A 266-nucleotide genomic window follows, 5' to 3' on the forward strand; every position below is an offset into this window, starting at 1 on the left:
TTTTGGGAGCCTGTTGAAAAAGAAAATCAGAGAATCTCTCGTGATTCCGCCCTAAATTGCATTGGGTTCCTTTTTCTTTTTTGCGAATTGTAGTAAAACGGCCTTCGATCGAAAAATCAAATATATCGAAAACCGCAGAGCTTGGCAATATTGTGAGCGGAACATCTTTCCGACCATTCAAGGGAAACTTTTTCAATCCCTTTTGTCAAAAATTGATTTCCACCGCGAGAACCTTTGATGGCGCCGAAAACTCCTTCAATGGAAGG

General features: G+C 41.0%; 1 protein-coding gene. It reads right to left on the reverse strand.

Features of this window, described 5'->3' with window-relative positions:
- Window positions 1–116: 116 nt before the first annotated feature.
- Window positions 117–266 (reverse strand): transposase (locus JWG44_RS03010; RefSeq protein WP_205273489.1); only part of this gene is annotated, 150 nt, incomplete at its 5' end.

This window comes from Leptospira ainazelensis (assembly GCF_016918785.1).
GTDB lineage: Bacteria > Spirochaetota > Leptospiria > Leptospirales > Leptospiraceae > Leptospira > Leptospira ainazelensis.